The following is a 26,777-nucleotide window of genomic DNA, read 5'->3' on the forward strand; positions in this document are numbered from 1 at the left end:
ATTTTTCTTCATGCTCCGATTCGATAACGCTCCCAAGAAAGCCACCAACCTTTCGCTCAATAGCAAGGTGCTGGAGATGGCACGCGAATTGGGCATGAATGTCTCTCAAACGGTCGATGGCCTGCTCGCCGAGGAAGTCAAACGCCGCTACTGGGAGAAGTGGAATGAAGAGAACAAGGACGGCATTGCGGCATACAACGCCCGCATTGCAAAGGAAGGCTTGCCACTCGCCAAGTACCGGACTTTCTGAAGGACGTCATGGCGAGGTTTGACGTCTATCGACATCCCGATGCGGCGCTTCGAAAGAACACGCCCTATCTGGTCGACTTGCAGAATAACTACATCAGCGGCGTCGACACCCGCGTCGTCATTCCACTTCGTCCCTCGAAGCTGTTCGGGCCGCCGATGCGAGATCTGAATCCCCTGTTCGAGATCGAAGGGTTGCAGCTTGTCCTCGACACCGCAGCCCTTGCCGCGTTTCCCGTGGCCGAGCTGCGTACGCCTGTGACCAATCTGCAATCCCAGAGCGACGCCATCGTCGATGCTCTCGATACCCTCTTCGGTTCCTATTGACATGACCACCCGCCCCATCCGCTCCCAATACGAAGACTTCATGCGCCACGTCGATACGACGGGCGTGCAGAAAGGCGACCGCACCGGCACCGGCACGAAGAGCGTGTTCGGCTACCAGATGCGCTTCGACCTCAACGAAGGTTTTCCGCTGGTCACCACGAAGAAGGTGCACCTCAAATCCATCATCCAGGAGCTGTTGTGGTTCCTGACCGGATCGAGCGACAACAACTGGCTGAAGGAGCGTGGCGTCACGATCTGGGACGAGTGGGCGCGCGAGGACGGCGACCTCGGACCGGTGTACGGCGTGCAGTGGCGCAGCTGGCCGACGCCGGACGGCGGCCACATCGACCAGATCCAGCAGGTGATCGACACGCTCGGGAGCAACCCCGATTCACGCCGCATCATCGTGAGCGCGTGGAACGTGGCCGAGCTGTCGAAGATGGCGCTGATGCCGTGCCACGCGTTCTTCCAGTTCTACGTGGCGCCGCCGCAAGCCGCCGGCGAGCGGGGCAAGCTCAGTTGCCAGCTCTACCAGCGCAGCGCGGACATCTTCCTTGGCGTGCCTTTCAACATCGCGAGCTACGCCCTGCTCACGCACATGATCGCGCAGCAGTGCGATCTCGACGTCGGCGACTTCATCTGGACCGGTGGCGATTGCCACATCTACAGCAACCACGCAGAGCAGGTGGCGCTGCAACTGAGCCGCGAACCCCGGCCCTACCCGACCCTGGTGATCAAGCGCAAGCCGCCGTCGATCTTCGACTACGCGTACGAGGACTTTGAGGTCATCGACTACGACCCCCACCCGCCCATCAAGGCCCCGGTGGCCGTCTGATCGCGATGCGCATCAACCTGATCCTCGCCCGCGCCAGCAACGGCGTGATCGGCCTCAACGGCGTGATGCCCTGGCATCTGCCGGAAGACCTGGCGCATTTCAAGAAGCAGACAGGCGGGGCGCCGGTGATCATGGGGCGGAAGACTTGGGATTCGCTGCCGCCGCGGTTCCGTCCGCTGCCCGGACGCCGCAACATCGTCATCACGCGACAGCCGGACTGGCAGGGCGACGGTGCGGAGCGGGCGTCGAGCCTGCAAACCGCCTTGTCGATCTGCGAGCGCGACGACTCGCCCGAAGCCTGGGTGATCGGCGGCGCGCAGATCTATGCGGAGGCCGAGCCCCTTGCTCGACGCGCCGTGGTGACCGAGATCGAACGCGACTTCGAAGGCGATACATGGGCGCCGAAATTCGACGCTGGCTGGCACGAAGTCGCGCGCGAATCTCACACCGCCGCCAGCGGTCTTCCGTTCAGCTTCGTCACGCTCGAACGACGCTGATTCCTCAAAACTTCGTTACAGCGACGCCACGCGCCTGCGCCTATAACCCCAATGAAAATCGCCACCTGGAACGTCAACTCCCTGACCGCACGGCTGCAGCATGTGCTCGACTGGCTCATCGCCAACCCCGTCGATGTGCTGTGCCTGCAGGAACTCAAGATGAGCGACGACAAGTTTCCGCTCGAGGTGTTGAAGTCGGCCGGCTATGACGCCGCCGTGTTCGGCCAGAAGACCTACAACGGTGTCGCGATCCTGAGCCTGGCACCGGTGCGCGAGGTGGTGAAGAACATCGGCGGGTTCACCGACGAGCACTCACGCGTCATCAGCGCGACCATCGACACGCCGGCCGGCGAGCTTCGCGTGGTCAACGGCTACTTCGTCAACGGCCAGGCGCCCGGCACCGACAAGTTCGAATACAAGCTGCGCTGGCTGAGCGCATTGCGCGACTGGCTGCGCGAGGAACTGGTCGCACACCCCGACCTCGTGCTGCTCGGCGACTTCAACATCGCGCCGGAAGACCGCGACAGCTTCGACCCGGTCGGACTCAAGGAGACGATCCACCACACGACCGCCGAGCGCGACCACTTCAAGGACTTGCTGAAGCTGGGCATGACCGACAGCTTCCGCCTCTTCGAGCAGCCCGAGAAGAGCTACTCGTGGTGGGACTACCGCATGCTGGGCTATCAGAAGAACCGCGGATTGCGCATCGACCACATCCTGGTGAGCCAACCGCTGGTCCCGCGCGTCAAGGGCTGCGTGATCGACCGCGTGCCGCGCAAGTGGGAAAAGCCAAGCGATCATGCCCCTGTGATACTGGACCTGACACCATGAAAAACAATCTCATCCTGGCATTTCTCGTCGTCTCCCTCGGCCTTGCAGGCTGCGAGGCACTGAAACAGGATGGGAAGAAGACCGAGGCGCCCGCGGAAGGCGCGAAGGCCGATACCCCGGCTGCGCAGGGGCCGCCCGAGAGGCTCATCACGCAGCAGACACCCGCCATCAAGGCCTATCGCAAGGTCGGCGCGGCGTACATCTACAAGACTTACCCCAAGCGCATCTACAAGGGGAAGATTCCGCCGCTCGTGTATGCGGTGGTCGTGACCGAGACGGAGATAGACAGCACGGGCAAGGTCACGGGCGTGTACTTCAGCCGCACGCCGAGCCATGCGCCGGAAGTGGCCCCGATGATCGAGAAGCTGATCAAGGATGCTTCACCCTTGCCGAGCCCCGGCAAAGTGGGCGCCCATACCTACGTCGACACGTGGCTCTGGGACAAGAGCGGACAGTTCCAGCTGGACACCCTGACGGTGGGTCAGCGCAACCGCTGACCGCCGTCGATCATCCGTTCATTCCAGGCCGAGTTCCTGGATCTTGCGCGTGATGGTGTTTCGGCCGATGCCGAGCTTCTGCGCGGCCTCGATGCGACGTCCCCGCGTGTTTGCCAGAGCCGTCAGGATCAGCCGCGATTCGAAGCGTCGCGAGAGCGCATCCCAGACGTCGGTACGTCCTGCCGCCAGCATGCTCTGCGCTTCCGATTCGAGCCCGCTCTCCCACGCGACCGGAGCTGGCGCACCTGCGGCCTGGGCGGACACGGTCGCGGGCGCCAGTGCAGCCGCCGGGCCCGCGGCCAGTGGCTCGCGCTCGGCCGTCGATGCCGGCGCCACTGCGACCGCTGCGGGCGGATCGACATGCGCGCCAGCCATCACCTCGGGCGGCAAGTCCTTGGCCTCGATGAGCTGCGCGGGCGCCATCACCGTCAACCAGTGGCAGATGTTCTCGAGCTGCCGCACGTTGCCGGGAAAGCCGAAGGTCGCCAGCTGCGCAAGCGCCGCGTCCGAAATGCGCTTCGGCTCGACGCCGAGCTGCTTGGCACTTTGCTGGAGGAAATGGCGCGTGAGCGCGGGTACGTCCTCGCCGCGTTCGCGCAATGCGGGCAGCCGCAACCGGATCACGTTGAGCCGATGGAAAAGGTCTTCGCGGAAACCGCCAATCTTGACGCGCTGCTCCAGGTCCTGGTGCGTCGCCGCGATCACGCGAACGTTGGCCTTGACGGAGTTGTGGCCCCCGACGCGGTAGAAATGCCCATCGCTCAATACGCGCAGCAGACGCGTTTGGAGATCGAAGGGCATGTCGCCGATCTCGTCGAGAAACAGCGTGCCGCCCTCGGCCTGTTCGAAGCGGCCGCGCCGCATCGTCTGTGCGCCGGTGAAGGCGCCGCGCTCGTGGCCGAACAGTTCGCTTTCGAGAAGGTCCTTCGGAATCGCCGCGGTGTTGATCGCGACGAAGGGTCCGCTAGCGCGCGGCGAATGCTTGTGCAGCGCGCGCGCGACGAGTTCCTTGCCTGAGCCCGATTCGCCCGTGATCAGGACTGTCACGTTGCTTTGCGACAGCCGTCCGATCGCGCGGAAGACGTCCTGCATTGCCGGGGCCTGTCCAAGCATCTCGGGGGCCGCCGCCATGCGTTCCTCGGCGACTTCCTCGCGCTGGCTTTCATCGACGGCGCGACGGATCAGTTCCACCGCGCGCGGCAGGTCGAAGGGCTTCGGCAGGTACTCGAACGCACCGCCCTGGAAGGCCGAGACGGCGCTGTCCAGATCGGAGAACGCGGTCATGATGATGACCGGGAGCCCGGGGTGCTTGGCCTTGATCTTGTCGAGCAGATCGAGGCCCGACCCACCGGGCATCCGGATGTCGCTCACCAGGACCTGCGGGCCCTGCAGTTCGTCGTCGGCTGCCGCTTCGAGGGCGGCAAGAACTTCGCGCGTGTTGGTGAAGCTACGGGTTGGCAGGTCTTCGCGCAGTAGCGCTTTTTCCAGCACAAAGCGGATCGATTGGTCATCATCCACTATCCAGATCGGCTTCATGCAGCTCCTTGTTGCGTGGCTGCTAGGGCAGCGGTATCAATATCTTGAAATCGGTCCGACCCGGAACGCTGTCGACTTCGATCACGCCGTGATGCTGCTGCACAAAAGTCTGCGCAAGCGTCAATCCCAAGCCCGTCCCGCCTTCCCTGCCCGACACCAGCGGGTAAAAGATTCGGTCCTTGATCGCGTCCGGCACGCCCGGTCCATTGTCGATGACATGCAATTCCAGTGCCAATCGATACCACTGCTTATTGAAGATAACCTGGCGCGCGATGCGGGTCCTGAAGGTGATCTGCGCATCCCCTGCGGCACGCCGTTCCGCCAGTGCCTGCGCGGCGTTGTGGACAATGTTGAGCGTGGCCTGGATGAGCTGCTCGCGGTCGCCGCGAAATTCCGGGATCGACACGTCGAAGTCGCGCTCTATGTGCAGGTCGCGCGGAAACTCGGCAAGGATCACCGACCGCACGCGCTCGCAAACCTCGTGGATGTTGACGTCGCCCACCACGTGCGGCCGCCGATGCGGCGCGAGCAGTCGATCGACCAGCGTCTGCAACCGGTCGGCCTCGTGGATGATGACCTGCGTGTATTCGATGAGGTCGCGCGACTCGACTTCCATCTGCAGCAGTTGCGCCGCGCCACGGATGCCGCCGAGCGGATTCTTGATCTCGTGCGCGAGATTGCGGATCAGCTCCTTGTTGGCCTGCGCCTGGTCGAGCAGTCGCTCTTCGCGATCCTGCTTCACCTGCTGTTCGAGCGGAGACATCTCGATGATGAGTTCGCCCGCCTTGTCGCTCTGCGCGAGCGTCACCTGCACTGGCATCAATTCGTGATTCACGCGGCGCAGAAGCGCCTCGTAGCGCAGCGTCGCGAAGTCGTTGCTACGCGCGCCGTCGATGGCCGTACGCAGCACTTGCGGCTCATGGAAGCAAGCGCCGAACTGCGAGCCCTCGAGCGTGCGGCGCGAGGTCCCAAGCGCATCCTCGAGGCCGGAGTTCGCAAACAGCACCGACCCGTCGATGCGCACCACCGCAATCAGCGTCGAGAGAAGATCGAAGGCCTGAAAGCGCTTGCCAGCCCCGGCAGATTTACCAAAAGCCACGCGCGCAAGCCCCTTCCCGAAACGCCGTGGAACCAGCTCTGCCGGTCCACCGGCGTTGCCCCCGGCAGGGGGTAGGCGAAGCGACACGAAGTGCGCGCGGCCTGGGGGCGAGCATCATTTCAATCGGCCAATCTCGCGCTGGATGCCGGCGATGTCGCTCTCGTTGCGCGCGAGCTCTGCCTTCATCTCGGCCACGCGGTCGAGGTACTTCTGGTAGTTCTTGCTCTCGCTGCCCTGCTTCTCGGGCTCGCCGTTGTTGTATTCCTTCAGCAACTGGGCCTGGCGGTCCTGTGCCTTCCTGAGTTCGGATTCGAGCACCGAGCGGGCTTCGCCGTCCCGCGCGCGCTGGTCGACACCCTCTACGCGCGGACTGCCCGCCGGGCTGGTGGCGGAAGAGCGAACCGCGCTGTTCGACGCCGCGGAAGCGATCGGCCGGGCGCCCTGCACGACAGTGACGTTACCGCCTTCCATCAGCTTGCACCCGCGCTGTTGCGCCTGGGCGGCGTTGTTCGTGTATTCGTTGCCGCAGCGCCAGACGCGCTCCTGCGCCTGTGCCTGCACGTGAAAGCCGACCGCAGCGAGGGCGGTCAGCAGCAAAACGGAGAGAGTCTTCATGGTCATGGAGGAGTGCCCGGCAAAGCGGCATTTTCGTGCAAATCGATACGTGTGCCGTGCTGGTGTTCCTACCCGTACAAAAAGAAAAAGGACGGCAAAAGCCGTCCTTTTTAACGCCCCATGCACCGCGACGATCCCGTTCGCAAGGGCCGCCGCGCCCGGCCGCCCGAAGCGGCCGGCCCGCCCCCGGTCAGGGGGTAGGCGAAGCGACACGAAGTGCGCGCAGCCTGGGGGTGAGCATCAAGCCCGCACGAAGTGCGCGCAGCCTGGGGGCGAGCATCAGAGCGAATAGTACATGTCGAACTCGACCGGATGCGTCGCCATGCGGAAGCGGGTGACTTCCTGCATCTTGAGGTCGATGTACGCGTCGATGTAGGCATCGGTGAACACGCCGCCCTTGGTGAGGAAGGCACGGTCCTTGTCGAGGTAGTCCAGTGCCTGGTCGAGGCTGTGGCACACGGTCGGGATCAGCGCGTCTTCTTCCGGTGGCAGGTGGTAGAGGTCCTTGCTGGCGGCTTCGCCCGGGTGGATCTTGTTTTCCACGCCGTCGAGGCCGGCCATCAGCAGCGCCGCGAAACCGAGGTACGGGTTCATCAGCGGATCCGGGAAGCGCGCTTCGACGCGGCGGCCCTTCGGGTTGGCCACGAACGGAATGCGGATCGAGGCGGAGCGGTTCTTGGCCGAGTAGGCCAGCTTCACCGGCGCTTCAAAGCCAGGCACCAGGCGCTTGTAGCTGTTGGTGCCGGGGTTCGTGATGGCGTTCAGCGCACGGGCGTGCTTGATGATGCCGCCGATGTAGTGCAGCGCGAACTCGCTCAGGCCGGCATAGCCGTCGCCTGCGAACAGGTTCTTGCCGTCCTTCCAGACCGACTGGTGCACGTGCATGCCGGAGCCGTTGTCACCGACGATCGGCTTGGGCATGAAGGTGGCGGTCTTGCCGTAGGCATGGGCCACGTTGTGGATCACGTACTTCTGCAGTTGCACCCAGTCGGCGCGCTGGATCAGCGTGCTGAACTTGGTGCCGAGTTCCATCTGGCCTGCGTTCGCCACTTCGTGGTGATGCACTTCGACCGGGATGCCGAGCGATTCGAGCACCAGGCACATTTCGGAGCGCATGTCCTGGAAGCTGTCGACCGGGGGCACGGGGAAGTAGCCACCCTTGACGGCCGGGCGGTGGCCCGTGTTGCCGTGCTCGAATTCCTTGCCGGTGTTCCAGGCCGCTTCTTCCGACTCGATCTTCACGGAGCAGCCGGACATGTCGTTCTGCCAGCGCACGCCGTCGAACACGAAGAATTCGGGTTCCGGTCCGAAGTAGGCGGTGTCGCCCAGGCCCGATGCCTTCATGTAGGCCTCGGCGCGCTTGGCGAGCGAACGCGGGTCGCGCTCGTAGGGCTTGCCGTCCGACGGGTCGACCACGTCACAGGTCAGGATCAGCGTCGTTTCCTCGAAAAAGGGGTCGATGTTGGCCGTATTCGGGTCGGGCATGAGCTGCATGTCCGACGCTTCGATGCCCTTCCAACCGGCGATCGACGAACCATCGAAGGCGTGGCCCGCGGTGAACTTGTCCTCGTCGAACGCGGAAACCGGCACGGTCACGTGCTGTTCCTTGCCGCGGGTGTCGGTGAAGCGAAAGTCGACGAACTTGACCTCGTTTTCCTTGACGAGTTTGAGTACATCGGCGACGGTCTTTGCCATCAGGTTCTCCTGGTTTGGATAGTGGTTGGAAGTACGGGTAATCCGGAATGCAGTTTCTGTGCCATTGTCACTGCAGCCGAGGGGGGTTTGGCGCAGCCGCCAGACCCCAAAAACAGGCGAGTTGTAACCAAATTGGTGCGCACCAAATCAGCGCACCATTTCGGGGCCAAGGCGCGCATTAAAGCCGTGCAAGCCCGCCAGGAGCTGCGCGTAGGCGGCCCCGATGCGGTCGGCATCACCCTTGACGCCGAGCTCGATATGCCGGCCATGTTCGGCATGATCGACGCTCGGCAGGCTGAACACCTTGATGCCCGGATGGGCCCGCTCGATGGCCTCCATCAGCGGCGTCAGCGTGGCTTCCATGGCACCGTAGACGATCACCGATCGTTCGGCGGCGCGCCCGCGCGCGAAGAGATCGGCATAGCGTTCGTCGAGCACCGATTCGATCATCGGCCAAGCCATCACCGGAAAGCCCGGAACGAAATGCACGTCGCCGACGCTGAAGCCGGGGATCTTGTTGTACGGGTTGCGGATGATCTTCGCGCCGAGCGGGAAGACGCCCATGTTGAGCCGGTGCACGTTGTCCGGCCGGTCGGGCTCGTAGACGGTGCCCTGCTCGCGCGCCGTGTCCTGCATGCGTTCGCGGATCAGCACCTCGGCCTCGGGATGCAGGCCGAGCGGCACGCCGAGCGCCGCGGCCGCGCACTGGCGCGTGTGGTCGTCGGGGGTGGCGCCGATGCCGCCGGTGGAGAACACGATGTCCCCGGACGCGAAGGCACGCGCGAGCGCCGCCGTGATGCGCACGGGCACGTCGCCCACGTATTCGGCCCATCCGAGCTCCAGCCCGCGCGCCGCGAGCAGCTCGATGACCTTCGGCATGTGCTTGTCGACGCGCTTGCCGGAAAGGATTTCGTCGCCGACGACGATCAAACCGAATGAACGACTCATGGGGCACCCCATTGGCTTGCGGCCGCGTTGGCATCCGCCAACTCGACCGCGGGTGGTGAAACAGCAGCGGCCGCACGCTGCATTCGCAGTTGCGCGAGCGCATCGAGGCAATAGTGGGCGAACCACAGCGCCGAAAAGGCGAACACCAGCGTGTAGATCCAGATCGCGATGGGGACGAGCACGAAGAAGGCGGCAGCGAAGAGCAAGCCCGACGCCCACACGATGGCCGGTGCCGCGCCGAGGTAGCCGCACAGCACGCCGACACCGAGCAGCGGCAGACGATGCCTGCGCAGGAGTTCGTCGCGCTCCTCCGGGCTCGCATGCTCGGCGAGCGCGTCGAAGCTCATCACGCGATAAGTCAGCCAGCCCCAGATGAGCGGCGGCAGGATGAGGACGAGCGGCGGAATGAGCCAGAGCGGCATCGACACGACGAGCGCCAGCATCGCCAGAACCGTCAGCCCGAGCGAGCGGGCCACGCTGCCGAAGAAGGACGCGCCCTTCTTCTGCTCGAGCGCGGGAAAGCGCCGCTCGGCCACCAGGCGGGTCAGCGCCGGCGCCATGAACCCGGCGACGATCAGCAGCGACACCACCACGATGAGCGGCGTGGCCGCGAACACCACCAGCAGCGGTGCCAGCATGGCCGTGACATCGCCCGAAAACAGGCGGCCGATCCAGCCCCAGAAGCTGGACAGCAGGGGCCATGCGTCGAGTGCCTGGCGCGTCCAGGCGACGGAGGCGTCCCAGTAGAAATAGCCGAAGACGGCCGCGAGCACCACCATGAGCCCCAGCGGCAGGAGGGAAAGCACGATCACCCGAGGGTGCATGCAATAGGCAACCGAACGCCAGAATGAATCGAGGAGGAGCCGCATCGACGCCGAGGATAACGCCAGCGCGTCAAGGCGCCGTCAACCCCTGCCGGCCAGGCGCTTGAGGCCCAGCCATTGCTGCGACCAGAAGCCGAGTCCGTAGTCCTTGACGCGACCGCGTTCGTCAGGCTCGACCTGGTCGCGGATGCCGGTGGGGTCGTAGCGATGTTCGAAGTTGACGGTCCTGAACAGCATGTCCCACCACGGCAGCAGCACTCCGAAGTTGTGTCCGCCGAGGGTCTTCGGCCCTTTCGATTCGTGCCCGATCCCGATGCTGTGGTGCACGCGATGAAAGCGCGGACTGATCCAGAGCCGCTCGCCGATCGCGCCGAAGCTCAACCGGAGGTTGGCATGCTGCAGGCTTTCGCTGAGCTGCGTGAAGGCCACGATCGCAATGAACTGCCCCGGCGCGACGCCGATGAGTTGCGCGACGATCACGATGATGGTGTCGTGGATCACGTCGTCGAGCAGGTGGTTGCGGTTGTCGCTCCACATCGTCATCTGACGTTGCGAGTGATGCAGCGAATGCAGCGCCCACCACCACTGGAAGCGGTGCTGCCCACGATGGATCAGGTATTCGACCAGGTCCAGCACGACGAGGTAGATGGCGAAGGCGATCCACGGCACGTCGGTGACGCCGGGCCAGAGTTCGTCGAGATGGAAGGAGCCCCAGCCCGCGGCGCGCATCGAGCCCAGCACGTCGTCGAAAAGCGGCTGGAGCGCGAGGAACATCGCCAGCCGGAACAGGCCCAGCCGGTGGATCAGCGTGTAGATCACGTCGGTGCGGATCGCGCGCCGGTCGACCACGGGCTCGGCCGGCCGCCAGCGCTGCAACGGGCCGATCACGGCGACCAGCACCGCGATCTGGATCAACCCGACCAGCAGCCAGCCCGTGGCGTCGAACGCATCCTCGACCCAGCCGCCAAGTCCGACGGCGAAGACCGCCGGTTGCACGATGGTTTCGAACAGCCACTGCTGCAGGTTCGCGAAAAGATCAGTGAGCCAATCCATAGGCGTGCGACCCCTGACGACGCCGGAAGGTTCAGGGATGCGCAGCGATCCAGGCGCGGTAGGCCGGATGCTGGCGCAGCGTTTCGAAGCAGAAGCCCTTGGCCTTGAGGCCGACGATCAGCGGCTCGAGATCGGCCGGCGCCCATGGATCCTTGCGCGACCAGATGCCGAGGTGGGCCAGCAGGATGTCGCCAGGCTCGATCCTGTCGAGCGCTTGTTGCAAGAGCTTCTCGTTGCTGAACTTCTCGCTCGGAAGTTCGTCGCCCAGGAATCCCGCGGGTGCCCAGCCGACATGCTCGAAACCGCAGGCCTTGGCGACCGCCAGCAACTTCGGCGAGGTCTTCCCGCCCGGTGCCCGGAACAGCGGGAGCGGCTTCTTGCCGGTGATGTCCTGCAGGCGTTCGGACGACTTGGCGACGTCGGCGCAATACTGCTTGGCGTCCCAGGTGAACTCCCGGCCGGCGAACGCGCCCGCCGTCGGCTTGATGCGAAAGCGGGGCTCGACACCCGGCAGATCGCCGCGCCAGACGGCATGGTCGTAGGTATGCGATGCGAATTCGTGGCCTTCCGCCGCCCTCGCCTTCCACCATGGCGCCCAGTGGTTGTCGAGGCTGTCGCCATCGGTCTGGGTGCGTTCGGCGGCGGCGAAGAAGGTGACGCGCACATCCTGTCGCTTCAGCACTTCGGCGACCAGCGGCGCGACGCCCATGTGGCCTGTATCGAAGGTCAGGTACACGGGTTTGCTGCAGGTGCCCTGGGCGATGGCGGCGCCGGGCCATGCGGCGGCGACCGCGCACGCCGACGCCAGCAGCGATGCGGCCGAGGTCTTAAGGCTTGGCATGCGCGAGCGTCCAGACGCCATGCGGCGAACGACCGACGTTGACCTGCTGGACCACCTTGCGGCTGGCGAGATCGACCACGCTGAGCTTCTTGGCCCAGCGCGAGGTCACGAGAAGCGTCTTGCCATCGGCCGAGACATCCATGCAGTCTGGGCCGCCCGGCACCGGGTAGGTGTCGGTGACCTGCAGCGTCTGTATGTCGATGCGGCTGATCGTGTTGGCCACGCGATTGCTGACGAACACGCTGCGGCCGTCGCCGGCGGATCGGAACGCATGGGCGCCCTTGCCGGTCGCGATCTTGCCGACGAGCCGGGGCTGCGCGCCCGCCACGTCGAACACCTGCACGCCGTCGCCGCCGGTCAGGCCGACCAGCAGGGTCTTGCCGTCGTGAATGCCGAAGATGTCGGCGGGCATTGGGCCTGTCGCGATGCGCCAGCGAATGGTTTGCGAAGCAATGTCGACGGCGATCAGTTCGTCGCTGTCCTGCATCGTCACGTAGGCGGTGGTGCTCTTGCCGTCGATCCAGATGTGGCTGGGCGTCTTGCCCGTCGGGATGCGCTTGACGAGCTTGGGCTCCTTGCCGTCCCAGCGGTAGATGTCGACGTGGTTCAGGCGGTTGCCCGCCGTGACGAACCACTTCATGTCCGGTGAAAAACGCAGGTGGTACGGATCGATGATGCCGTAGACGACGCGCTGGACCTCGGCCGTGCGCGGGTTCAGGAAGGTCAGCGAATCACCGGCCGAGTTGGCCACGATCAGCGACGTCTCGTCCGGCGCCAGGTAGAGGTGATGCGGCTCCTTGCCGGTCGGGATGCGCTGCTTCTCGGTCCAGTTGCCCGGATCGATCACGCTGACCGTTGCGTCGAGCGAGTTGAGCACGAAGACCGGGGGTGGTTCGGCAGCATGCGACGGAAGCGTCGCGCACACAAACAAAAAGGCCGCAAGGCGGCCTGTCAGGGAGGGAAAGGGGCGCAAGGGAGGAATTCCGGAAGAGGTCTCACGATTTTAACGATCGACTCCCGCTGCAGGCTGACCGCCACGTGCGTTTCTCAGCGCTTCGACCTGCTCCGCGCGCAACCAGCGCCACTGGCCGGGCGCCAGGTCGTCGGGCAATGCGAGGCTGCCGATGCGCGAACGGTGCAAGGCCTCGACCCGGTTGCCTACCGCCGCCAGCATGCGCTTGACCTGGTGGTACTTGCCTTCGGTGAGCGTGAGACTCAGGTGCAGCGGACCAGGGACCTCGCAGGCCGCGGCCCGCACCGGCTTCGGGTCATCGTCCAGGACCACGCCGGCCAGCAGGCGCGCGACCTGGGAATCGTCGATCGGATGCTTGGTCGTGACCTCGTACACCTTCGGCACATGGTGCTTGGGCGAACCCATGCGGTGGATGAACTGGCCGTCGTCCGTGAGGAGCAGCAAGCCGGTGGTGTCCTGGTCGAGCCGCCCGATTGCCTGCACGCCTTGCACGGCGCCCTTGTTCGGACGCAGCCGCAGCGGCGAAGGCAGCAAGGTGTAGATGCTCGGGTAGGTGGACGGCTTCTGCGAACACTCCGTGCCGGCCGGCTTGTGCAGCATCAGGTAGGCCTTTTCGTGGTACTCCCACTCGACGCCTTGCACCGTGAAACGCAAGGCCTCGGTCTCGAAATCGGCCCCGGGGTCTTTGACCACGGAACCTTCGATCGTCACGAAGCCCTGCTGGACCAGCCCCGCGCAAACGCGCCGCGTCCCGAATCCCTGCGTGTAGAGAATCTCCTCGATCCGCATCAATAGCCCAGCGCCAGCCCCGTGTTGCGACGTGGATCGTTGGCGCCATAGAAGCGGTTGGCGCCCACCGGCTTGCCGCCAAGCGATGGCGCGCCCACGATGATCGCCGCCACGTGGTTGGCCGGTTGCGGCACGCCCAGGTTGTGGCCCATGTCCGTGAGGATCTTGCGCGTGTCCGGAGAAAGCGCAAAGGTCTCCACGTTGGTCACGTCCGGCAGCCATTGCTGATGGAAGCGCGGCGCGTCGACCGCTTCCTGCACGTTCATTCCGTAATCGACCACGTTGAGGATGGAGTGAAGCACCACCGTGATGATGCGGCTGCCGCCCGGCGTGCCGACGACGAAGACCGGCTTGCCGTCCTTGGTCATGATGGTCGGGCTCATCGAGCTCAGCGGACGCTTGCCCGGCGCGATGGCATTCGCTTCGCCCTGCACGAGGCCGTACATGTTGGGTACGCCGACCTTCGAGGTGAAGTCGTCCATCTCGTTGTTGAGCAGCACGCCCGTCTTGGCGGCCGTCACCTTGGCGCCGAACCAGTCGTTGAGGGTGTAGGTTACAGACACCGCATTGCCCCACTGGTCGACGATCGAGTAGTGCGTGGTGTTGCTGCCTTCGTGCGGCGCGACGCCGGGCTTGATGTCCTTCGAGACGCCTGCCTTGGACGGGTCGATCGCACCGCGGATCTTCGCGGCGTATTCCTTGTCGAGCAGCCGGTCGAGCGGGTTCTTCACGAAGTCGGGATCACCGAGGTAGCTGTTGCGATCGACGTAGGCGTGACGCATGGCCTCGATCTGGTAGTGGACCGCCTGCGCCGAGCGATAGCCGAGGTCCTTGAGCGGATAGCCCTCGAGGATGTTGAGCATTTCGCAGATCACCACGCCGCCCGAGCTCGGCGGCGGCGCCGAGATCACGTGGTAGCCCCGGTAGTCGCATTCGACCGGAGCAAGTTCTCGCGTCTTGTACTGGTCGAGGTCTGCCTGCGTGATGAGACCCTTACCGGCCTGGCTCGAAGCCACGATCGCTGCGCCGACGGGGCCCTTGTAGAAGCCGTCGGTGCCATTGCGGCTGATGGTCTTAAGCGTCTTGGCCAGGTCCTTCTGAACCAGCTTCTGGCCGACTGCGAAGGGCTCGCCCTTGTTCAGGAAGATCGCGCCGGAGACCGGGTCCTTCCCGAAGTCGGCTGTGGCGGTCGCCAGCATGTCGATATCGCCCTGCTCCAGGACGAAGCCGCGCTCGGCGAGCTTGATCGACGGGGCAATCAGGGCGGCGCGCTTCATGGTGCCGTACTTCTCGCGCGCCAGTTCGAGGCCGGACACGGTGCCCGGGACGCCGACGGCAAGATGGCCGTTGGTGCTCAGGCCCTTGATGACGTTGCCATCCTTGTCGAGGTACATGTTGGCGGTCGCCGCCAGCGGCGCCTTCTCGCGGAAATCGAAGAAGGTCTTGCGTCCGTCGGCCAGTTGCACGGTCATGAACCCACCGCCGCCGAGATTGCCCGCCGCCGGATAGACCACGGCCAGCGCGTAGCCGACGGCGACGGCCGAATCGATGGCGTTGCCGCCGCGCTTGAGCACGTCGACACCCACCTTGGTGGCGAGATGCTGTGCGCTCACGACCATGCCGCTTTCGGCGGCCACGGGCGCCTGGGAGGCGGCGTGAAGTTGCGCAGCGCCGGCCAGCGCGAGCGCAGCGGCGACGGTGGTGCGGAGCACCGAGGTCCATTCAAGTGTTTTCATGTCGTGTGTCCTTCAGAGAATGTCTCGGCGATCGCGAGCATCTCGATGAAGCTGTGTGCCAAAGCGACAGCGACTATAGCGCGCGCATGCACGGACACGTGTTCCCCGAAGCCTCAGGGGTCAGCGGAAGAGCCCGGAGGGCTGCAGGCAATGGTGGGAAGTGCGCCGCCGGACGCGTGGCGGCCGGGGTTGCGAGCCCGGCGCCGGGCTTTTGCCGACGCCGGTTCAGGTATTTGGTGGAGCTGGGGGGATTTGAACCCCCGTCCGCAAGCCTTCTTCGCGCAGATCTACATGTTTAGCGGTCTGATTTGGATCTCGCCACCGGTGTCGCGCAGTCGCACGCTACACCGGCCGCCAGTACCCTATTTTCTCGTCCCGACCCAAGGTACCCGGATCGGAGCCAGCCCATGTAGATTATCTTTGCAGCCGGGAGGCGTCAGATTGCTCTAGCGCCCCCTTGCCCAGCCCATCGGCCTGCTGTTGCAAAGCTCACCGGCAATTAAGCGGCGAGTGCGAAACGTTCGTCGTTTGCAGTTAGTTTGTTTGAATCTGTTTTACGAGCGCATTCAGCTCGACATGCCCCGCTGCGATTCCGAACCCGCGTCGAAACCAGTGCAGCCCCAAGCGATTCATTTTAGGCCTGTTTGAGCAACTGCAAGAGCTCCATCGGCGAAGCAATGGCCGCGTCCGCGTCCCAGCGCGCGACTTCGGCCTGCTCGCCCATGTAGCCGTAGGTGGCCGCCACCGTCCGCATGCCGGCGGCGCGGCCGGCCATCATGTCCCGCTCGTCGTCGCCGACGTAGACACAGGCCTCTGGCGGCACACCGAGTCGCCGCGCCGCCTCGAAGAGGGGCTCGGGATGCGGCTTCGAGTAGGGCGTCGTGTCGCCGCTGACGATCGCCCTGGCCGTTTCGAACAACGGCATCGAGCGCGTGAGCGGCCCTGTGAATCGCACCGACTTGTTTGTGACGACGCCCCAACGCAGCCCGCGTGCACGGAGTGCCTCGACCAGTTCGGCCACGCCATCGAAGACTTGCGTGTTCCGGAGCATCCTGGATTCGTATTTGACGAAGAACTCTTCCCGCAGCGCCGCAAACTCGGGGGCGTCGGGCGTGATTCCGAACGCCACGCCCAGCATGCCCCGCGCGCCGGCGCCGGCCATTGGCCGATAACGCTCCAACGGAAGCGACGGCATTCCCCGGTCCGTGCGCATCTGGTCGGCCGCGGCGCCGAGGTCGGGGGCACTGTCGATCAGCGTCCCGTCCAGGTCGAAGAGGACCGCTTGCGTTGCACCAGCCCCCATCACTGTCGCACCGCCGGCTTCTGGGTCGCGAACATGTAGTTGACGCTGGTGTCGTCGCTGAGCCAATAGCGGCGCGTCACGGGGTTGTGTTCCAGCCCGCGCGTGTGGCGCAGATCGAGCTGGGCGGCCCGGCAATGCGCGGCAAGTTCGCTGGGTCGGATCAGCTTCTGGTACTCGTGCGTGCCGCGCGGCAGCATCCCCAGGACGTATTCCGCGCCCACGATGGCCAGGAGGAAGGACTTGAGATTCCGGTGGATGGTCGAGAAAAAGACCCATCCGCCGGGCTTGACGAGGTCGGCACAGGCCTTCACGACCGATGCGGGCTCCGGAACATGTTCGAGCATCTCCATGCAGGTCACAACATCGAAACTCTCTGGCTGTTCGGCAGCCAGCGCCTCGACGCTCACCGACCGGTACTTGACCCCGCGCGTCCCGGCTTCGAGCGCGTGTAGTTGCGCCACCTTGAGGGCCTTGTCGGCCAGGTCGATGCCGAGCACCTCCGCACCCTTGCGCGCCATCGAGTCGGCGAGGATCCCGCCGCCACAGCCGACATCGAGCACTCTTTGCCCCGCAATCGGTGCGATGCCATCGATCCATTCCAGGCGGAGCGGATTGATTTCGTGCAACGGACGGAATTCACTTTCAAGATCCCACCATCGGTGCGCCAGCTCGGAAAATTTGGCGAGCTCGGCCGGATCGGCATTCACGGTATCGGTCATCCGCTGATTATGAATCGACGGAATTGCCGAATCGCGCCTGCGCGCTATCGCCTGCGTGTGGATCGGCCATAAAAAAACCCCGCCGAGGCGGGGTTTCATTTAGCGATTCTTGCGAATCACTTGTTGGGACGGGTACCAACCACTTCGATTTCCACGCGACGGTTCTTGGCGCGGCCTTCGGCGGTGCGGTTGTCAGCGATCGGCTGGCTCTTGCCCTTGCCTTCGGTGTACACGCGGTTCTTTTCGATGCCCTTGGACACCAGGTAGGCCTTGACGGCTTCAGCGCGGCGAACCGACAGCTTCTGGTTGTAGGCAACGGTACCGATCGAGTCGGTGTGGCCGACAGCGATGATCACTTCGAGGTTCACGTCCTTGATCTTCGAGACCAGGTCGTCCAGCTTGGCGCGGCCTTCCGGCTTCAGGACGTACTTGTCGAAGTCGAAGAATGCGTCAGCAGCGAAGGTGACCTTCGAAGCAGCGACTGCCGGGGGAACAGGTGCGGGAACCGGAGCAGGCGTTGCCACAGGAGGCGGAGCGGGAACGAGTGCGCCGTCGCAACCAGCGGCGGCCGTTGCGGGCGTCCAGTTGGCATCGCGCCAGCACAGCTCATTCGTGCCATTCTTCCAAACCAGTTCGCCGGTGCCGTTTTGCCAGTTGTCGATCACCGGACCGCCATTCGCAGCGGTGACACGGTTCTGCGCGCCGGCGGCAGTGGCGAGCGCAGCGACTGCAAACATCATCGCCACTTTATTCAGTTTCTTCATGGTTCTCCTCTTGGGGAAAAAGCCGCAGCCGCGCTGCGAATCAAGGACGCTTTAAGTGACCACCACCCAAAACGTTGAGGCGATTGTGCCATAGGGTCTTTGGCAAACAGCCCGACGGACACCCCGGAAGCGTAGGACGGAGGCGGAATACCGGCCTTGTGTTGCGGCGGTGCGACACCCCCCACAGCGTAAAATTTCGCCTCCTTGCCCGCCAGCCTGCTGCCCATGACCTCGTTCGCCAAAGAAACACTACCCATCAGCCTCGAAGAGGAAATGCGCCGCAGCTATCTTGATTACGCCATGAGCGTGATCGTGGGCCGCGCCCTTCCGGACGCCCGGGACGGCCTCAAACCGGTGCATCGCCGAGTGTTGTATGCAATGCACGAGCTCAACAACGACTGGAACCGGCCGTACAAGAAGTCGGCCCGTATCGTCGGCGACGTCATCGGCAAGTACCACCCGCACGGCGACCAGTCGGTCTACGACACCATCGTCCGGATGGCCCAGAACTTCTCCATGCGCCACATGCTGGTGGACGGTCAGGGTAATTTCGGTTCCGTGGACGGCGATATGGCGGCAGCCATGCGCTATACCGAGATTCGGCTTGCAAAAATTGCCCATGAAATGCTGGCAGATATTGACAAGGAAACTGTCGATTTCGGCCCGAATTACGACGGCTCCGAAAAAGAGCCATTGGTATTGCCGAGCAAACTGCCGAATCTGCTGGTCAATGGCGCCGGCGGTATCGCAGTCGGCATGGCGACGAATATTCCGCCCCACAACCTGAACGAAGTCGTCGACGCCTGCCTCCACCTGTTGCGCCATCCGGAGGCCAGCATCGACGACCTGATGGAGATCGTGCCGGCGCCCGATTTCCCGACGGCGGGCATCATCTACGGCATCAACGGCATCAAGGACGGCTACCGCACCGGCCGCGGCAAGGTCGTGATGCGCGCCAAATGCCACTTCGAGGACATCGACCGCGGCCAGCGGCAGGCCATCATCGTCGACGAGCTCCCCTACCAGGTGAACAAGAAGACGCTGCAGGAGCGCATGGCCGAGCTGGTGCACGAAAAGAAGATCGAAGGCATCAGCCACATCCAGGACGAGTCCGACAAGTCGGGCATGCGCCTGGTGATCGAACTCAAGCGTGGCGAGGTGCCGGAAGTCGTTCTCAACAACCTCTACAAGCAGACGCAGCTGCAGGACACCTTCGGCATCAACATGGTGGCCCTGGTGGACGGCCAGCCGAAGCTGTGCAACCTGAAGGACCTGATCGAGGTCTTCCTGCAGCACCGGCGCGAGGTCGTGACACGCCGGACGGTCTTCAACCTGCGCAAGGCGCGCGAACGCGGCCACGTCCTGGAAGGCCTGGCCGTCGCACTCGCCAACATCGACGAGTTCATCGCGATCATCCGCAACGCGCCGACGCCGCCGGTCGCCAAGGCCGAGCTGATGAGCCGCGCCTGGGACAGCAAGCTGGTGCGCGAGATGCTCACCCGCACGCGCGCCGACGGCGGCGTGATCAATGCCGACGACTACCGGCCGGACGGCCTGGAGCGCGAGTTCGGCATGAGCGCCAGCGGCCTCTACAAGCTGTCGGACACGCAGGCCCAGGAAATCCTGCAGATGCGCCTGCAGCGCCTGACCGGCCTCGAGCAGGACAAGATCGTCGCCGAGTACAAGGAAGTCATGGCCGAGATCGACGACCTGCTCGACATCCTCGCCAAGCCCGAGCGCGTCTCGGTGATCATCGGCGACGAGCTCACCACCATCAAGCAGGAGTTCGGCCAGACCAAGCTGGGCGTGCGCCGCAGCCAGGTCGAGCACAGCGCCTTCGACCTCTCGACCGAAGACCTGATCACGCCGACCGACATGGTCGTGACCCTCTCCCACAGCGGCTACATCAAGAGCCAGCCACTGGGCGAGTACCGGGCCCAGAAGCGCGGCGGTCGCGGCAAACAGGCCACCGCGACCAAGGAAGACGACTGGATCGACCAGCTCTTCATTGCGAACACGCACGACTACATCCTCTGCTTCTCGAACCGTGGCCGGCTCTACTGGCTCAAGGTGTGGGAAGTGCCCGCCGGTTCGCGCGGCTCCAGGGGCCGGCCGATCGTCAACATGTTCCCGCTCCAGGAGGGCGAGAAGATCAACGTCGTGCTCGCGCTGACTGGCGAGAAGCGGACCTTCCCCGCCAACCAGTACGTGTTCATGGCGACGTCGATGGGCACCGTCAAGAAGACGGCGCTCGACGAGTTCAGCAACCCGCGCAAGGCCGGCATCATCGCCGTCGACCTAGATCCGGGCGACTACCTGATCGGCGCCGCGCTGACCGACGGCGCCCATGACGTGATGCTGTTCTCCGACGGTGGCAAGGCGGTCCGCTTCGACGAAAACGACGTGCGGCCCATGGGCCGGAACGCCCGCGGCGTGCGCGGCATGACGCTCGAGGACGGCCAGGGCGTGATCGCCATGCTGGTCGCCGAGGACGAAGAGCAGAGCGTGCTGACCGCCACCGAAAACGGTTACGGAAAAAGAACAAGCATTACCGAGTACACGCGGCATGGCCGGGGAACCAAGGGCATGATCGCTATTCAACAAAGTGAACGTAACGGCAAGGTGGTGGCCGCGACCCTCGTGCATGCCGACGACGAGATCATGCTCATCACCGACAAGGGTGTGCTCGTGCGCACCCGGGTCGCCGAAATTCGCGAACTCGGTCGCGCGACGCAGGGCGTCACGCTGATCGGACTCGACGAAGGTGCCAAACTCAGCGGCTTGCAGCGCATCGTCGAGAACGATGCGAACGTCGAAAACGAGTCCGGCGCCGACGACACTTCCTCATCATCTTCAACGGAGAATCCTCAGTGAAAAAAATCCAACTCGCGCTCCTGACGGTCGCGCTTGCCGGCAGCACGCTGGCCATGGCCCAGGACAAGTCCGCGCTCATCAAGCAGTTCATCGACCTGCAGAAGCCCGGCATCGAATCACTCGCGCGAGGTCTGGTCGAGCAGTCGAGCGCTCCGATCGCCCAGGCAGGCTCCCAGTATCTGCAGACGCAGGTGCCCGCCGACAAGCGCGAAGCGGCAGCCAAGGCCGCCGACGCCGAACTCAAAAAGTACTTCGATGACGCCTACCCCATCGTTCGCGACAAGGCCCTCCAGCTCGCACCGGGCGCCCTGACCCCGATCATGGAACAGAACTTCAGCGAAGACGAAATGCGCCAGCTCCTCGCCTGGATCAACTCGCCGCTGAGCAAGAAGTACCAGGAAATGAATCCCAAGCTGCAGACCGCACTGACGGAAAAGCTGGTTGCGGAGACCCGCGCCACGATCGAGCCGAAGATGGTCGCCCTGGACAGCAGTGTCGCCAAGGCCCTGGGCGCGCCGACCGGCGGTGCCGCGGCAGCGGGCGGAGCCAAGCCAGCGCCCGCCAAGGCGCCCGCCAAGAAGTGACGCGGCCAGCGGGTCCGCGCCCCTACAACTTCTCCGCCGGTCCGGCAGCCATGCCGGAGGCGGTGCTGCAGCGCGCCGCAGCCGAGATGCTCGACTGGGAGGGCAGCGGCATGGGCGTGATGGAGATGAGCCATCGCGGCAAGGAGTTCGGCGCGATCTGCAGGCAGGCCGAAGCCGACATCCGCGAACTCCTCGCTGTGCCGGAACACTTCCACGTCCTCTTCATGCAAGGGGGCGGGCTGGGCGAGAACGCCATCGTGCCGATGAATCTCTCGCGCGGCACCAGCGCGGATTTCGTGATCACCGGCAGCTGGAGCATCAAGTCCCAGAAGGAAGCGCAGCGCTACTGCAAGGCCAACATCGTCGCGACCAATGCGGCGGACCAGCACACACGCCTGCCTGATCCGTCGACCTGGCAACTGTCGGACGATGCGTCGTACGTGCATATCTGCAGCAACGAGACGATCAACGGCGTCGAGTTCCAGGAATTGCCCGACCTCGCTGCCCTCGGCAGCAAGGCGCCGCTGGTGATGGACTTCTCGTCCCACGTGGCGTCGCGCCCGGTGGACTGGCGCCGCGTTGGCCTCGCATTCGGCGGCGCCCAGAAGAACCTCGGGCCGGCCGGCCTGACGATCGTGGTGGTGCGGGACGACCTGCTCAGCCACGCCCTCGAGATCTGCCCCAGCGCCTTCAACTACAAGACGGTTGCCGACAACCAGTCGATGTACAACACGCCTCCCACCTGGGGCATCTACATCGCCGGACTCACCTTCCAGTGGCTTCGACAGCAGACCGAGGGCACGCTCACCGGCATTGCGGCAATGGAAGCACGCAACAGCGCCAAGGCACGCCTCCTGTACGACTTCATCGACGGTTCGGCGTTTTACGACAACAAGGTCGACACCACATGCCGGTCACGCATGAATGTCCCCTTCTCCCTGCGCGACGAAAGCCGCAACGACGCGTTCCTCGCGGGCGCGCGAGAGGCGGGGCTGCTGCAACTCAAGGGCCACAAGTCCGTCGGCGGCATGCGCGCCAGCATCTATAACGCCATGCCTCTTGCCGGGGTGCAGGCGCTCGTGGACTACATGCGAGAATTCGAGCGGTCGCAAGCCTAGATGCTGCGTACCTCAACGATGACCGCACCCGCTCCACAGCCTTCCGCCCCTGACACTTCCTCCAGCCTGGCCGATCTGCGCGTGCAGATCGACTCGCTCGACCAGCAGCTTCTCGATCTCCTGAACCGGCGCGCGCACGTCGCCGAGCAGGTCGGGGAGGTCAAGAAGCGCGAGGGCACGCCCTTCTTCCGCCCCGATCGCGTCGCCCAAGTCATCGAGAAGATGCAGCAAAGCAACGGCGGGCCCCTCAAGGACTTGCACGTTGCAGCCATCTGGCGCGAGATCATGTCGGCCTGCCTCGCGCTGGAGTCGCCGCAGCGGGTCGCCGTGCTGGGCCCCGAAGGCACATTCACCGAGCAGGCCGCCATCGAGTATTTTGGCGGTGCGGCCGACCTGATCTACTGCGCAAGCTTCGACGAGGTCTTCCACGCCACGGCCGCGGGCAGCGCCCAGTACGGCGTGGTCGGCGTCGAGAACTCGACCGAAGGGGTGGTCACCCGATCACTCGACCTGTTCCTGCACTCGCCCACCCATGTAGTCGGTGAGGTCAGCCTGCTCGTGCGGCATCACCTGCTGCGCACCAGCAACGAACTGGGCGGCATCGAGGCGGTGCTGGCCCACCCGCAGGCGCTGGCGCAGTGCCAGATCTGGCTCTCCAAGCACCTCCCGCACGCGGAGCGTCGCGCGGTCTCCAGCAATGCAGAAGGCGCCCGGCTCGCGGCCGGGAATCCCGCCTGGGCCGCGCTGGCGAGCGAGCGCGCTGCCACCCGCTTCGGACTGCACATCGTCGCGCACGCCATCCAGGACGACTCGTACAACCGCACGCGTTTTGCCGTCATCTGCCTGCCGCAGACGCTGGCCATGCCGCCCGCCTCGGGCAAGGACTGCACCAGCCTCGTCGTGTCGGTGCCGAATCGCCCCGGCGCGGTTCATGACCTGCTGGTACCTCTCAAGAACAACAACGTGTCGATGACCCGCTTCGAGTCGCGCCCTGCGCGCACCGGCCAGTGGGAGTACTACTTCTACATCGACCTCGACGGGCATCCCTCGCAGCCCAACGTTGCCGCCGCGCTTGCCGAACTGCGCAAGCTGTGCGCGTTCTACAAGGTCATCGGCGCCTACCCTGTCACCGCCTGAGGCCCATCGACGATGTTTGAACAGTTGGGTCTGATCGGCTGCGGATTGATGGGCGGATCGTTCGCCCTCGCGCTCAAGCGCGCCCGACTGGTCAAGCGTGTCGTCGGCTACAGCAAGTCGCCTTCCACGACCGAACGCGCGAAGCAGCTCGGCGTGATCGACGTCGCGGCGCCCTCCGCGCTGCTCGCGGTGTCGGGTGCCGACCTGGTCCTGATCGCCGTGCCGGTGGGTGCTTCGGAACAGACCTTCAAGGCCATCCGCCATGGCATCACCGAGCAGATGCTGGTGATGGACGTCGGTTCGACCAAGGGCGACGTGATCGACGCCGCACGCCGCGGGCTACAGGACCAGCTTGGCGCTTTCGTTCCCGCGCATCCCATCGCCGGCAAGGAAGTGGCCGGCGTCGAGCATGCGGAAGCCGGCCTCTACAACGGGCGCCAGGTGGTACTGACGCCGATCAAGTCCACGCTCCGCTCCAACGTGCAGCGGGCCACGCAGGTCTGGACCGGCATCGGCGCCAAGGTAGTGACGATGACGCACGAGGCGCACGACAGCGCCTTCGCGGCCGTGAGCCACCTGCCCCATCTGCTCGCCTTCGCCTTCACCAATGCCATTGCCGCACAGCCTCAGGGCGAGCGTTTCCTCGAGCTGGCCGGCCCCGGCTTTCGCGACTTCACGCGCATCGCGGCCAGCGATCCGGCCATGTGGCGCGACGTCCTGCTTGCCAATCGCGAACAGGTGCTGCTCCAGTCGAAAGCCTTTCGTGATGCCTTGACGCAGCTCGAAGCGATGGTGGCCTCGGGCAATGCGCAGGCACTCGAAGATTCGATTGCCGCCGCCAGCCGCATCCGCGCCCAATGGCAGCCGGGTGTGGCGGCTTCACCCGACTGACAATGTTCTCGACCCCCTTCCTCGACATTCCGCCACTCGCAGCGGCCGCGGGCACCGTCCGCCTGCCGGGTTCCAAGAGCATCTCCAACCGCGTTCTACTGCTCGCGGCGCTCGCCGCCGGCACGACGACCGTGCACGATCTGCTCGATTCCGACGACACACGGGTCATGCTGGATGCGCTCGCCGCACTCGGTTGCGGCATCGACCGGGAAGGCGCGACCCTTCGCATAGACGGACTCGGCGGGAAACTGCGAACGCCCGAAGCCTCGCTGTTCCTGGGTAACGCCGGAACGGCGATGCGCCCGCTCACCGCGGCACTTGCCCTGCTGGGCGGCGAATTCGAACTGCGCGGCGTGCCCCGGATGCACGAGCGCCCGATCGGCGACCTGGTCGACGCGCTGACCCAGCTCGGCTGCCACATCGACTACCTTGGCAATCCGGGCTATCCACCTCTTCGGATTCATCCGGTCGCACTGGACTCGCTCCAGCTCGACGCGCCGATCCGGGTGCGCGGCGACGTCTCCAGCCAGTTCCTCACGGCCTTGCTGCTGGCGCTGCCGCTGGCCGCGCGGCGAGACATCGTGATCGACGTGGTCGGCGAGCTCATCTCCAAGCCCTACATCGAGATCACGCTCAACCTGCTCGCACGCTTCGGCATCGAGGTGAAACGTGACGGCTGGCAGCGCTTCACGATTCCCGCGGGCAGCGAATACCGTTCGCCAGGGGACATCCACGTCGAGGCGGACGCATCGTCCGCGAGCTACTTCATCGCGCTCGGTGCCATCGCCAGCGGTCCGGGAATCCGGATCGAAGGCGTGGGCGCCGACTCGATCCAGGGCGACATTCGCTTCGTCGAGGCCGCGCGGCAGATGGGGGCCCGGATCGACAGCGGTCCGAACTGGCTCGCGATCTCGCGTGACACTTGGCCGCTGAAGGCGATCGACATCGACGCGAACCACATCCCCGATGCGGCCATGACCCTCGCCGTGATGGCGCTCTACGCCGACGGCCCCACCACCCTGCGCAACATTGCCAGCTGGCGCGTCAAGGAAACCGATCGCATCGACGCCATGGCCAACGAGTTGCGCAAGCTCGGCGCCACCGTCGAGGACGGCCCGGATTTCATCCGGGTTCATCCACTGGCCGTGACGGACTGGCGCGCGGCGAGCATCCACACCTACGACGACCACCGGGTCGCGATGTGCTTTTCGCTGGCGGCCTTCAACCCGGCCGGCGTGGCGGTGCGCATCCTTGATCCGCAGTGCGTCGCCAAGACCTTTCCGGATTACTTCGAGACCCTGTTCTCGGTCGCAGAGGCGGTCGACGTTCCGGTCGTCTGCATCGACGGTCCCACCGCGTCCGGCAAGGGCACGCTCACCGTCGAAGTGGCACGGCGGCTCGGCTACCACTATCTCGATTCCGGGTCGCTCTACCGCGTGACCGGCCTCGCGATGCGCCGCATCGGCCTGGACGCGACGCCGGAACACGAAGCCCGGATCGCCGAACTGGCCCGCGCCCTGCCACTGAGCTTCAACGAAGGCAACGTGCTGCTGGCCGGCGAGGACGTCAGCGACGCCATCCGCACCGAATCCGCCGGCATGGACGCCTCTCGCGTCTCGGCGCTTCCGGCCGTGCGGATTGCTCTTCTCGCCCTCCAGCGAAGCTTCCGCCGCCTGCCGGGCCTCGTGGCCGACGGGCGCGACATGGGGACCGTGATCTTCCCCGACGCGAGGCTCAAGGTCTACCTCACCGCGAGCGCCGCCCACCGGGCCGAGCGGCGCTATAAGCAATTGATTTCAAAGGGTATTTCCACTACAATCGACAGTCTTCGCGCCGACCTGGAAGCGCGTGACCTCCGGGACTCGTCCCGCAGCGTCGCGCCACTGAAACCGGCGCCTGACGCCCGCCTCCTGGACAACTCCTTCCTTTCGGTCGAGCAATCGGTCGAACAGGTGCTGGACTGGTGGCAGCAAGTACAGCCTTTCAAGTCTTCTTGATCGGCGTTTCGGTCCAGCAGGTCCCCGCCGCGCGACAGCGCACTGGCC

General features: G+C 64.9%; 26 protein-coding genes and 1 other RNA gene. 12 read left to right on the forward strand and 15 right to left on the reverse strand.

Annotated features, from left to right (window positions below; translation table 11 throughout):
• Positions 1–10: 10 nt before the first annotated feature.
• Genes ACSFBL_RS09885 through ACSFBL_RS09910 form a run of 6 tightly spaced genes read left to right on the forward strand, consistent with a single transcriptional unit; the run spans position 11 to position 3,233 of the window.
• Positions 11–250 carry a type II toxin-antitoxin system CcdA family antitoxin gene (locus tag ACSFBL_RS09885; RefSeq protein ID WP_435515594.1) on the forward strand — a complete coding sequence of 80 codons (240 nt, stop codon included), beginning with the start codon at positions 11–13 and terminating at the stop codon, positions 248–250.
• Between the two features lie 8 nt (positions 251–258).
• Positions 259–573, forward strand: coding sequence for a CcdB family protein (locus ACSFBL_RS09890; protein ID WP_435515595.1), 315 nt, complete (start codon positions 259–261; stop codon positions 571–573).
• Position 574: 1 nt separating this feature from the next.
• Positions 575–1,408, forward strand: coding sequence for a thymidylate synthase (locus tag ACSFBL_RS09895; RefSeq protein ID WP_435515596.1), 834 nt, complete (start codon positions 575–577; stop codon positions 1,406–1,408).
• Positions 1,409–1,413: 5 nt separating this feature from the next.
• Positions 1,414–1,905, forward strand: coding sequence for a dihydrofolate reductase (locus tag ACSFBL_RS09900; RefSeq protein WP_435515597.1), 492 nt, complete (start codon positions 1,414–1,416; stop codon positions 1,903–1,905).
• Positions 1,906–1,956: 51 nt separating this feature from the next.
• The gene (xth, locus tag ACSFBL_RS09905; protein ID WP_435515598.1) at positions 1,957–2,736 is read left to right on the forward strand and encodes an exodeoxyribonuclease III; all 780 of its coding nucleotides are present in this window, start codon (positions 1,957–1,959) and stop codon (positions 2,734–2,736) included.
• The gene (locus ACSFBL_RS09910; protein WP_435515599.1) at positions 2,733–3,233 is read left to right on the forward strand and encodes a hypothetical protein; all 501 of its coding nucleotides are present in this window, start codon (positions 2,733–2,735) and stop codon (positions 3,231–3,233) included. The genes xth and ACSFBL_RS09910 overlap by 4 nt, the downstream gene beginning before the upstream one ends.
• Positions 3,234–3,251: 18 nt before the next feature.
• Here ACSFBL_RS09910 and ntrC read toward each other — a convergent pair whose 3' ends face one another.
• The 15 genes from ntrC to ompA all read right to left on the reverse strand — a co-directional run bounded on the left by ntrC (position 3,252) and on the right by ompA (position 18,128).
• A complete protein-coding gene (gene ntrC / locus ACSFBL_RS09915) occupies positions 3,252–4,769 on the reverse strand; it encodes a nitrogen regulation protein NR(I) (protein WP_435515600.1) in 1,518 nt (505 codons plus the stop codon).
• Positions 4,770–4,791: 22 nt separating this feature from the next.
• Positions 4,792–5,868 (reverse strand): nitrogen regulation protein NR(II), encoded by a 1,077-nt coding sequence (gene glnL, locus ACSFBL_RS09920; protein ID WP_435515601.1) that lies wholly within the window; start codon positions 5,866–5,868, stop codon positions 4,792–4,794.
• 114 nt (positions 5,869–5,982) lie between these two features.
• Positions 5,983–6,483, reverse strand: a complete 501-nt coding sequence (locus tag ACSFBL_RS09925; RefSeq protein WP_435515921.1) for a hypothetical protein — start codon at positions 6,481–6,483, stop codon at positions 5,983–5,985.
• Between the two features lie 279 nt (positions 6,484–6,762).
• A complete protein-coding gene (glnA, locus tag ACSFBL_RS09930) occupies positions 6,763–8,178 on the reverse strand; it encodes a type I glutamate--ammonia ligase (protein WP_435515602.1) in 1,416 nt (471 codons plus the stop codon).
• Positions 8,179–8,325: 147 nt separating this feature from the next.
• Positions 8,326–9,126 (reverse strand): competence/damage-inducible protein A, encoded by an 801-nt coding sequence (locus ACSFBL_RS09935; RefSeq protein ID WP_435515603.1) that lies wholly within the window; start codon positions 9,124–9,126, stop codon positions 8,326–8,328.
• On the reverse strand, positions 9,123–9,995 hold the full coding sequence (locus ACSFBL_RS09940) for an EI24 domain-containing protein (protein ID WP_435515604.1): 873 nt from the start codon (positions 9,993–9,995) through the stop codon (positions 9,123–9,125). Before ACSFBL_RS09940 ends, ACSFBL_RS09935 begins: the two co-directional genes overlap by 4 nt.
• Before the next feature lie 36 nt (positions 9,996–10,031).
• Positions 10,032–11,003: a sterol desaturase family protein gene (locus ACSFBL_RS09945; protein ID WP_435515605.1), complete on the reverse strand. Its 972-nt coding sequence runs from the start codon at positions 11,001–11,003 to the stop codon at positions 10,032–10,034.
• A gap of 31 nt (positions 11,004–11,034) precedes the next feature.
• Entirely contained in the window at positions 11,035–11,865 is an 831-nt protein-coding gene (locus tag ACSFBL_RS09950) for a polysaccharide deacetylase family protein (protein ID WP_435515606.1), read from the reverse strand.
• Positions 11,831–12,799, reverse strand: a complete 969-nt coding sequence (locus tag ACSFBL_RS09955; RefSeq protein WP_435515922.1) for a YVTN family beta-propeller repeat protein — start codon at positions 12,797–12,799, stop codon at positions 11,831–11,833. Before ACSFBL_RS09955 ends, ACSFBL_RS09950 begins: the two co-directional genes overlap by 35 nt.
• Before the next feature lie 48 nt (positions 12,800–12,847).
• Positions 12,848–13,606: a pseudouridine synthase gene (locus ACSFBL_RS09960; protein WP_435515923.1), complete on the reverse strand. Its 759-nt coding sequence runs from the start codon at positions 13,604–13,606 to the stop codon at positions 12,848–12,850.
• Positions 13,606–15,342 carry a gamma-glutamyltransferase gene (ggt, locus tag ACSFBL_RS09965; RefSeq protein ID WP_435515607.1) on the reverse strand — a complete coding sequence of 579 codons (1,737 nt, stop codon included), beginning with the start codon at positions 15,340–15,342 and terminating at the stop codon, positions 13,606–13,608. The genes ACSFBL_RS09960 and ggt overlap by 1 nt, the downstream gene beginning before the upstream one ends.
• 234 nt (positions 15,343–15,576) lie before the next feature.
• Positions 15,577–15,964: a transfer-messenger RNA gene (gene ssrA / locus ACSFBL_RS09970) on the reverse strand.
• Positions 15,965–15,976: 12 nt separating this feature from the next.
• Complete coding sequence (gene gph / locus ACSFBL_RS09975) at positions 15,977–16,645, reverse strand: phosphoglycolate phosphatase (RefSeq protein ID WP_435515608.1); 669 nt, start codon at positions 16,643–16,645, stop codon at positions 15,977–15,979.
• The gene (gene ubiG / locus ACSFBL_RS09980; RefSeq protein ID WP_435515924.1) at positions 16,645–17,364 is read right to left on the reverse strand and encodes a bifunctional 2-polyprenyl-6-hydroxyphenol methylase/3-demethylubiquinol 3-O-methyltransferase UbiG; all 720 of its coding nucleotides are present in this window, start codon (positions 17,362–17,364) and stop codon (positions 16,645–16,647) included. Before ubiG ends, gph begins: the two co-directional genes overlap by 1 nt.
• A 116-nt stretch (positions 17,365–17,480) precedes the next feature.
• Positions 17,481–18,128 (reverse strand): outer membrane protein OmpA, encoded by a 648-nt coding sequence (gene ompA / locus ACSFBL_RS09985; RefSeq protein WP_435515609.1) that lies wholly within the window; start codon positions 18,126–18,128, stop codon positions 17,481–17,483.
• Between the two features lie 225 nt (positions 18,129–18,353).
• Here ompA and gyrA point away from each other — a divergent pair, with 225 nt between their 5' ends.
• The 6 genes from gyrA to ACSFBL_RS10015 are packed head-to-tail and all read left to right on the forward strand — an operon-like array spanning position 18,354 to position 26,729.
• On the forward strand, positions 18,354–21,002 hold the full coding sequence (gene gyrA, locus ACSFBL_RS09990; protein ID WP_435515610.1) for a DNA gyrase subunit A: 2,649 nt from the start codon (positions 18,354–18,356) through the stop codon (positions 21,000–21,002).
• Complete coding sequence (locus ACSFBL_RS09995; protein ID WP_435515611.1) at positions 20,999–21,586, forward strand: DUF2059 domain-containing protein; 588 nt, start codon at positions 20,999–21,001, stop codon at positions 21,584–21,586. Before gyrA ends, ACSFBL_RS09995 begins: the two co-directional genes overlap by 4 nt.
• 50 nt (positions 21,587–21,636) lie before the next feature.
• The gene (gene serC / locus ACSFBL_RS10000) at positions 21,637–22,704 is read left to right on the forward strand and encodes a 3-phosphoserine/phosphohydroxythreonine transaminase (RefSeq protein WP_435515925.1); all 1,068 of its coding nucleotides are present in this window, start codon (positions 21,637–21,639) and stop codon (positions 22,702–22,704) included.
• A gap of 18 nt (positions 22,705–22,722) precedes the next feature.
• A complete protein-coding gene (pheA, locus tag ACSFBL_RS10005) occupies positions 22,723–23,841 on the forward strand; it encodes a prephenate dehydratase (RefSeq protein WP_435515926.1) in 1,119 nt (372 codons plus the stop codon).
• Positions 23,842–23,853: 12 nt separating this feature from the next.
• A complete protein-coding gene (locus tag ACSFBL_RS10010; protein WP_435515612.1) occupies positions 23,854–24,732 on the forward strand; it encodes a prephenate dehydrogenase in 879 nt (292 codons plus the stop codon).
• 2 nt (positions 24,733–24,734) lie between these two features.
• Positions 24,735–26,729 (forward strand): bifunctional 3-phosphoshikimate 1-carboxyvinyltransferase/cytidylate kinase, encoded by a 1,995-nt coding sequence (locus ACSFBL_RS10015; RefSeq protein ID WP_435515613.1) that lies wholly within the window; start codon positions 24,735–24,737, stop codon positions 26,727–26,729.
• Positions 26,730–26,777: the final 48 nt, after the last annotated feature.

Origin of the sequence: Variovorax glacialis (assembly GCF_051216375.1) — a bacterium.
In the GTDB taxonomy this organism is placed as follows: Bacteria; Pseudomonadota; Gammaproteobacteria; order Burkholderiales; family Burkholderiaceae_C; genus Variovorax.